The organism is Streptomyces albicerus (assembly GCF_008905045.1).
GTDB lineage: Bacteria > Actinomycetota > Actinomycetes > Streptomycetales > Streptomycetaceae > Streptomyces > Streptomyces albicerus.
Genome location: NZ_VWMY01000161.1, coordinates 1 through 7,393, shown reverse-complemented (window position 1 = coordinate 7,393; position 7,393 = coordinate 1). Strand labels below are relative to the sequence as shown.

The window sequence follows — 7,393 nt, the reverse complement described above, 5'->3', positions numbered from 1 at the left end:
TACATTCCGAACCCGGAAGCTAAGCCTTACAGCGCCGATGGTACTGCAGGGGGGACCCTGTGGGAGAGTAGGACACCGCCGAACAAATATTGAGAAAACCCCCTTGCCGGTCGGCAAGGGGGTTTTCTGCGTTCAGGGGTCTTTCTGCGTTCAGGGTCATCGCATTCTAGTGTTGCAGCATGCGCTATGACCTGGTGATCTTCGACAACGACGGCGTCCTCGTGGACAGTGAGCCGATCTCCAACACGCTTCTGGCCGCGTATCTCACCGAGCTCGGGCATCCCACCTCGTACGAGGACTCCCTGCGTGACTACATGGGCGCCGCCATGCATCGCGTACACGATCTGGTCGAGGAGCGGACCGGACAGCCGCTGCCGGTGGACTTCGACGATGTCTTTCACGCGCGGGTATTCGCTGCCTTCGAGCGGGAGTTGGAGCCTGTGGCGGGTGCCGTGGAGGTGCTGGAGAAGCTGGCCGCGGACGGCGTTCCGTACTGTGTGGCGTCTTCCGGGAGTCATGAGCGGATCCGGGTCGGGCATCGGAAGACCGGCCTTGACCTGTGGTTCGACGACGGGCGGATCTTCAGTTCGCAGGACGTGGGGCGAGGGAAGCCGGCGCCTGATCTGTTCCTGCACGCGGCCGAGCGGATGGGCGTACCGCCGGAGAAGTGCCTTGTGGTCGAGGACAGTCCGCTCGGAGTGCGGGCGGCCGTCGCGGCGGGGATGGATGTGTACGGGTTCACGGCGATGACGCCGGCGGAGCGGCTGGCGGGGGCCGATCGGCTCTTCGGGGACATGAGTGAGCTGATCGGCCTGCTTCAGGACTGAGGGCCTGCCCCGGGACTGACGATCCGTTGGTTCACGTAGTTGATCTTCTAGCTTCAGAGTTGAGAAAAATTCATCTTCTGAAGTGTCTACCCACGAGTAAGCCGGAGCCCTACGCTGAGCCGCCATGACAGATGTGCTGCGGCGCGGCCGGGCCTCGTTGGCGTTCAGCTTTTTCGCCCAGGGCGTCGCTTTTGCGCTGCTCGTGACACGTATCCCGGCGATCCAGGACCGGTACGGGATATCCGACGGGCTGCTGCCCGCCTTCCTCGCCGCCGTGCCGATCCTTGCCGGGGTCGGCAGCGTCTGTACCGAGCAGTTGGTGAAGCGGGTGCCGCCCAGTCACGTACTGCGGTGGTCGCAGCCTGTCGTGCTGCTCGCGCTGCTCGGGGTCGGGGCCGGTGACGGGCTGTGGGAGATCGGGTTCGCGCTCGGTGCCTTCGGGCTGGCGGTCGGGGCGCTCGACGCGTCGATGAACATGCTCGGGGTGAGCCTCCAGCACACGTACGGGCGCAGCATCATGCTCGGGTTCCACGCCGCGTACAGCCTGGGCGGGATTGTCGGGGCGTCGCTCGCGTGGGTGGGGGCGCACTGGGATCTCGCGCTCTTCGTGTCGTATCTGCCGGTCGTGGTGGTGTTGTTGCCCGCCGCGTTCGTGGGGAGTCGGTGGTACGTCGACGGGGGTGGCCCCGAGGAGGAGGAGAAGGCGCAGGTCGCGGGCGAGGGTGGGAGCGGGGGTGTCGGGTTCAAGCTGCTGCTGCCGTTGTGTCTGGTGATGGCCGTCGCCTACATCGGGGACTCGACCGTCTCCAACTGGAGCGCCAAGTATCTACAGGATGTGCTCGGCAGTTCGGAGCAGCTGGCGACCGTTCCGTACAACGTCTATATGGTCACCACGCTGCTCGGGCGGGCCGTCGGGGACCTCGGGGTGCGGCGGTTCGGGGCCGTGGCGGTGGTGCGGGCCGGTGCGTTGGTCGCGGCGGTGGGGTTCGCCGTGGTGGCGGCGGCGCCGGGGGCCTGGGTCGGGATGCTCGGCTTTACGCTGCTGGGGTTCGGGCTGTGTGTGATCGTGCCGCAGACCTTTGCGGCGGCCGGGAGGCTGTTCCCGGGGGCCGCGGACGCGGCCATAGCCCGGCTGAATATCTTCAACTATGTCGGGTTCTTGGTCGGTTCACCCCTCGTGGGGGCTCTGGGCGATGCGTGGAGCTATCGGGGGGCGATGCTTGTGCCGATGGTGTTGGTGCTGGTGACGCTGGTGTATGCCCGGTCGTTCGCTCCTGGACCTTCCCGATACGGTGACGGGCATGAGCGGCCGCGCACAGCTGATGTGGGACGAGGCAGTAACGGGCTATGACTTCGGTCCGGATCATCCGATGGATCCGGTCCGGCTGTCGCTGACCCGGCGACTGGTCGATGCTTTCGGGCTCGACCGGGAGATGGATGTCGTCGCGGCCAAGGCGGCCGGGGATTCGACCCTGCGGCTCGTGCACCGGGAGGACTACGTCGAGGCGGTGAAGACCGCTTCCGTGGATCCGAGGGCTGCGGACGGGGCGTACGGGCTGGGGACCATGGATGATCCCGCCTTCGCCAGGATGCATGAGGTGTCCGCCTTGATCGCCGGGCAGTCGGTGGGTGCCGCCGAGGCCGTGTGGCGGGGTGAGGCGGTGCACGCGGTGAACTTCGCGGGTGGGCTGCATCATGCGATGCCGGGGGGCGCGTCGGGGTTCTGCATCTACAACGACGCCTCGTTGGCCATCGCCCGGTTGTTGGAGCTCGGGGCCGAGCGGGTCGCGTACGTGGATGTGGACGTGCATCACGGGGACGGGGTGCAGGCCGCGTTCTGGGAAGATCCGCGGGTTCTGACCGTGTCGTTGCACGAGCACCCTCGGACCTTGTTTCCGCAGACCGGGTGGCCCGAGGAGACCGGGGCCGAGTCCGCGGAGGGCTCCGCCGTGAATGTGGCGCTGCCGGCCGGGACCGGGGACGCGGGGTGGCTGCGGGCCTTTCACTCCGTCGTGCCGGAGTTGATCGCCGACTTTCGGCCGCAGGTGCTGGTGACTCAGCACGGGGCCGATACGCACTTCGAGGATCCGCTCGCTCATCTTGCCGTCTCGCTGGATGCTCAGCGGGCTGTGCAGGTTGCCTGTCATGAGCTGGCGCACGAGTACGCCGAGGGGCGGTGGGTCGCTCTGGGTGGGGGCGGGTATGCCGTGGTGGATGTGGTGCCCCGGTCCTGGACGCATCTCGTCGCGATCGCCGCGGGGCGGGAGATTGCGCCCGAGTCGGTGATTCCTGAGAGCTGGCGGCAGGAAGTCTTTGCTCGTACGCGGCAGTTGGCGCCCGCGCGGATGACTGATGGGCGTTGGCCTGTGGAGTGGAAGGGCTGGGAGTCGGGGTACGACCCCGCGGACCGGCTGGACCAGGCGGTGTTGGCTGCGCGCCGGGCGGTGTTTCCGTTGCGGGGGTTGTTGGCGTAGGGCTCCGCCTGCGCTTGGGCTCGGGCCTGCTCCTGGGCCTGCTCCTGGGGCTGGGCGTCTTCTCGCCCCCGCCGCCCCCATAGCCCGCGTTACGCCAACTGTGGGGTGTTTCCCCCGTTTTGGGGGTGGGCCCGCTGCATATGCGTCAGCATCGGGGCGTGTTGAGTACCGGAGCGTTGCGGGCGCATTTGCTGGCGGCGAGGCTGGCCGGGACTGTGGCCACCTCGCGGGAGGAGAGCCTCAGGAGCTATCGGCTGTTCGCGGCACGGGACCCACGGGTGATGATCGGGCTTGACCCTGAATGGACGTGGGAGCAGCCGGATCTGATCGCTTTGATGGCAGACAAATGTGGGGTTTCCGGCGATCCCCGGCACACTTCGGGGCCGGATGTGATCGATCCCGAACGGACCCTGGCGGCGCTCGAGGCCTTCGCCGCGCGGCTTGCGGAAGCCGTGCGGAACCGTTCACCCGTGCTGCTCGGCACCGGGCATCCGCACCGACTGCTCGGTTTCTACGCCGCCCTCGCGGACGCTCTGTCGGCGGCGGGGTGTACCGTCCTCACCCCCGCGCATGGTGACTGTGTCGACATAACGACCCGGTTCGGACTACGCACGTACAACCTTGACTACGTACGAGGAGTCGCGCTGGTACGCGAACCGGGGGCGCCGGCCGCCGGTCGTGAGACCGGCGCGCACACGCACTCCCCCCTCCCGGTTCGCACTGCCCTGGCCGCCGCGGCGGAGGCCGGCGGGCCCCTTCCGGAGCTCGTGGTGGGAGACCACGGGTGGGTCTGCGGGGCAGGTCAGCTGGGGTTCGAGGCCATCGGCCTGGGTGACACGGACGATCCCGCGCTGTTCGTCGGAGAGGCAGAGGGGCGGGTGTCCGTCGCCGTTCCACTTGATGACGCTGTGCGGTCTGATTACTACCGACCGCTTACTCGCTATGTACTCAATCGAGCGTGTCTGTCACAGTAGGCCGCCGATGGCTACTCCTCTTCCCCACTCGCATCACCCGCCCCTACTCTGGGGAGTGAGCACGCAACGACGAAGTGTCACCGGAAGGGGAAGCCGGTGGCCGTCGAGTGCGGAAGGTTCAGGTGTGTCATGGCAGCTGGCGAGAGGCCTCTGAACGAGGTGCAGTTCCTTACCGTGGCGGAAGTCGCCTCGGTGATGCGAGTGTCGAAGATGACCGTGTACCGCTTGGTGCACAGCGGTCATCTGCCCGCGATCCGGGTCGGGAGGTCTTTCCGCGTCCCGGAGCAAGCGGTTCACGAGTACCTTCGCGAGTCCTATGTGGGGGTGGAAACAGCCTGACGGTGATCCCGGGCGAGTCCCGGGGCGGCCGGAAGGCGTCCCCGGGATTTCACCCGGAACCCCTCGATTACAACCTCGGCGCTCAGGCGGGTAGGCTGGCCCCTCATAGGTCGTGTGGGCCCATGCAGCCCAGCACCGAGTTAAGAGAAGTGAGCGAGGGTAGTCGTGGGCTCTGTTATCAAGAAGCGGCGCAAGCGGATGGCGAAGAAGAAGCACCGCAAGCTGCTCAAGCGCACTCGCGTTCAGCGTCGCAACAAGAAGTAGTCGCGGCAAGCAGCGGTCGCCCGCCATGAGCAGAACAGGGCAGTGGGCGATGCTGCGACAGTGCGCTCTGTGGCCCCTCACCGGCTGGTGAGGGGCCACAGTCGTCCCCGGCCGAATGGTCCGGCCGGACGAACGGTGTGCGTATGTCTGGGCGTATGCCTGTGCGGCGAATGGCTTGGTCTGATCGTACGTCCGGGGGTGTCGTCACTTCGTGCATCGGGCGGTCATCACAGCGCAACATCGACCCGCTAACGTGGCCGTCACGGGGAACGCGGCAGAGTACGAGCAGGATGTCGTCGACGGCTGGAAGGAAGGCGCTGATCTTGGGGAAGGTCGTGCTCGTGACCGGAGTGGCCCGTCAGCTTGGGGGCCGGTTCGTACGACGGATCCAGCGTGACCCCGAGGTGGATCGGGTGGTCGCCGTGGACGCGGTACCGCCGGAGCACCATCTGGGCGGAGCGGACTTTGTCCGGGCCGACATAAGGCAGCCCGCCATCGCCAGGGTTCTCGCCGAGCACTCGGTGGACACCGTGGTGCACATGGACGTGACGGGCACCCCGCTGGGCAGCGGCAGCCGGACCACGGTCAAGGAGACCAACGTCATCGGCACCATGCAGCTGCTCGGCGCCTGCCAGAAGTCGCCGACGGTCAAGCGGCTGGTCGTGAAGTCCAGTACGAACGTGTACGGGTCCGCGCCGCGCGATCCGGCCGTCTTCACCGAGACGACCCCGCCCAAGTCGCTGCCCAGCGGCGGCTTCGCGAAGGACACGGTGGAGGTCGAGGGGTATGTACGCGGATTCGCGCGTCGCAGGCCCGATGTCGCCGTGTGCGTGCTGCGGCTCGCGAACATCCTCGGGCCGAGCGCGGACTCGCCGCTCGCCTCGTACTTCTCGCTGCCCGTGCTGCCGACCGTGCTCGGCTACGACCCGCGGCTGCAGTTCGTGCACGAGGACGACGTGATCGAGGTGCTGCGGATCGCCTCGCACGAGCCGCAGCGCGGCACGCTCAACAGCGGCACGTTCAACATCGCCGGCGACGGCGTCCTGCTGCTCTCGCAGTGCGCGCGGCGGCTGGGCAGGCCCACCGTCCCCGTGTTGATGCCCGCGGTGACGTGGGTGGGCTCGGCGCTGCGTACGCTGGGTATGACGGACTTCTCGCCCGAGCAGCTGCGGCTGCTCACCCATGGCCGGGTCGTGGCGACTCGCCAGATGCGCGAGACGCTCGGCTACCGGCCCAAGTACACGACCGCGGAGACCTTCGCGGACTTCGCGCGCAGCCGGGGGCCCGGACTCCTGCCCCCCGAGGCCCTTGCGGGGGCCGTCGACCGGATCGCCGCACTGCCTGTACTGGGCGGTGGCCACCCCCCGACGCAGAGCGCCAACTGAGGAGCGCATCAACGATGGCGGACGCCAAGGTCATTCCGTTCGACGACGACCGGTCCCGTGGGAGTGCCGTACAGCGGCCGCCGCGGCGCCGGAGCGCGGGGAGCAGGCGCAAGGGCGAGCCCGTGGCGGTTCGTGAGGTCCAGCCTCTGCCCGCACGAACGATTCAGCAGGATGATGCTCCCGTGACGCGTGAGGAACCGGCTGCTGTGGAGAAGCCGCAGGAGGGTGGCTGGGACCGGCGCATCGCCGGGGGCCTGGCCTTCCTGCGGCGACGCTTGACGGGGGACTACGAGGTCGACGACTTCGGTTACGACCAGGAGCTCACCGACCAGGTGCTGATGTCCCTGCTGCGGCCCTTCTACGAGAAGTACTTCCGCGTCGAGGTGAAGGGCATCGAGAACATCCCGTCGGAGGGCGGGGCGCTGATCGTCGCCAACCACTCCGGCACGCTGCCGCTGGACGGCCTGATGATGCAGGTCGGCGTCCACGACAACCACCCCGACGGCCGGCATCTCCGGCTCCTCGCGGCCGACCTGGTCTTCATGCTGCCGGTGGTCAACGAACTGGCCCGCAAGGCCGGTCACACCCTCGCCTGCGCGGAGGACGCCGAACGCCTCCTGGAGCGCGGCGAGCTGGTCGGCGTGATGCCGGAGGGCTTCAAGGGCATCGGGAAGCCCTTCAGCGAGCGCTACAAGCTCCAGCGCTTCGGCCGCGGCGGCTTCGTGTCCACGGCTCTCCGCCAGGGCACCCCGATCATCCCGTGCTCGATCGTGGGCGCGGAGGAGATCTACCCGATGCTCGGCAACGCGAAGACCCTCGCCCGGCTCCTGGGCTTCCCGTACTTCCCGCTCACGCCCACGTTCCCGTGGCTCGGCCCGCTGGGTGCGGTCCCGCTGCCGACGAAGTGGACCATCCAGTTCGGCGAGCCGATCCTGACGGACGGCTATCCGCCGGAGGCGGCAGAGGACCCGATGCTGATGTTCAACCTGACGGACCAGGTCAGAGAACAGATCCAGCACACCTTGTACAAGTTGCTGGTGCAGCGCAGGTCGGTCTTCTTCTGACGGCTCCTGAAAGCGTGTGTGTACGTCGGTGGGGGCGCCCCTTTTCAAAAGGGGCGCCCCCACCGA

8 protein-coding genes and 1 rRNA gene are annotated in these 7,393 nt (G+C 67.7%); all 9 read left to right on the top strand.

Annotated features, from left to right (window positions below):
* Window positions 1–84: ribosomal RNA gene (rrf, locus tag GAS53_RS54160) — 5S ribosomal RNA — on the top strand; the annotation flags it as partial.
* Between the two features lie 95 nt (window positions 85–179).
* Window positions 180–827, top strand: coding sequence for an HAD family hydrolase (locus tag GAS53_RS54155; protein ID WP_151485195.1), 648 nt, complete (start codon window positions 180–182; stop codon window positions 825–827).
* A gap of 124 nt (window positions 828–951) precedes the next feature.
* Window positions 952–2,178, top strand: a complete 1,227-nt coding sequence (locus GAS53_RS54150; RefSeq protein WP_151485194.1) for an MFS transporter — start codon at window positions 952–954, stop codon at window positions 2,176–2,178.
* A complete protein-coding gene (locus GAS53_RS54145) occupies window positions 2,129–3,301 on the top strand; it encodes an acetoin utilization protein AcuC (protein WP_151485193.1) in 1,173 nt (390 codons plus the stop codon). The genes GAS53_RS54150 and GAS53_RS54145 overlap by 50 nt, the downstream gene beginning before the upstream one ends.
* Window positions 3,302–3,459: 158 nt before the next feature.
* Window positions 3,460–4,275, top strand: coding sequence for a phosphatase (locus tag GAS53_RS54140; protein WP_151485196.1), 816 nt, complete (start codon window positions 3,460–3,462; stop codon window positions 4,273–4,275).
* A gap of 129 nt (window positions 4,276–4,404) precedes the next feature.
* Window positions 4,405–4,614, top strand: coding sequence for a helix-turn-helix domain-containing protein (locus GAS53_RS54135; protein ID WP_093781815.1), 210 nt, complete (start codon window positions 4,405–4,407; stop codon window positions 4,612–4,614).
* A gap of 165 nt (window positions 4,615–4,779) precedes the next feature.
* A complete protein-coding gene (locus GAS53_RS54130; RefSeq protein WP_003948845.1) occupies window positions 4,780–4,878 on the top strand; it encodes a 30S ribosomal protein bS22 in 99 nt (32 codons plus the stop codon).
* A 323-nt stretch (window positions 4,879–5,201) separates the two neighbouring features.
* Window positions 5,202–6,263, top strand: a complete 1,062-nt coding sequence (locus tag GAS53_RS54125) for an NAD-dependent epimerase/dehydratase family protein (RefSeq protein ID WP_151485192.1) — start codon at window positions 5,202–5,204, stop codon at window positions 6,261–6,263.
* A gap of 14 nt (window positions 6,264–6,277) precedes the next feature.
* Window positions 6,278–7,327 (top strand): lysophospholipid acyltransferase family protein, encoded by a 1,050-nt coding sequence (locus GAS53_RS54120; RefSeq protein ID WP_151485191.1) that lies wholly within the window; start codon window positions 6,278–6,280, stop codon window positions 7,325–7,327.
* The last annotated feature ends 66 nt before the right edge of the window (window positions 7,328–7,393 follow it).

What these genes read in the sequence shown, in the direction of transcription:
- GAS53_RS54145 (WP_151485193.1), top strand. Translation starts at nt 2,129, where the DNA reads ATGAGCGGCCGCGCACAGCTGATGTGGGACGAGGCAGTAACGGGCTAT.
- GAS53_RS54120 (WP_151485191.1), top strand. Translation starts at nt 6,278, where the DNA reads ATGGCGGACGCCAAGGTCATTCCGTTCGACGACGACCGGTCCCGTGGG.
- GAS53_RS54135 (WP_093781815.1), top strand. Translation starts at nt 4,405, where the DNA reads ATGGCAGCTGGCGAGAGGCCTCTGAACGAGGTGCAGTTCCTTACCGTG.
- GAS53_RS54150 (WP_151485194.1), top strand. Translation starts at nt 952, where the DNA reads ATGACAGATGTGCTGCGGCGCGGCCGGGCCTCGTTGGCGTTCAGCTTT.
- GAS53_RS54155 (WP_151485195.1), top strand. Translation starts at nt 180, where the DNA reads ATGCGCTATGACCTGGTGATCTTCGACAACGACGGCGTCCTCGTGGAC.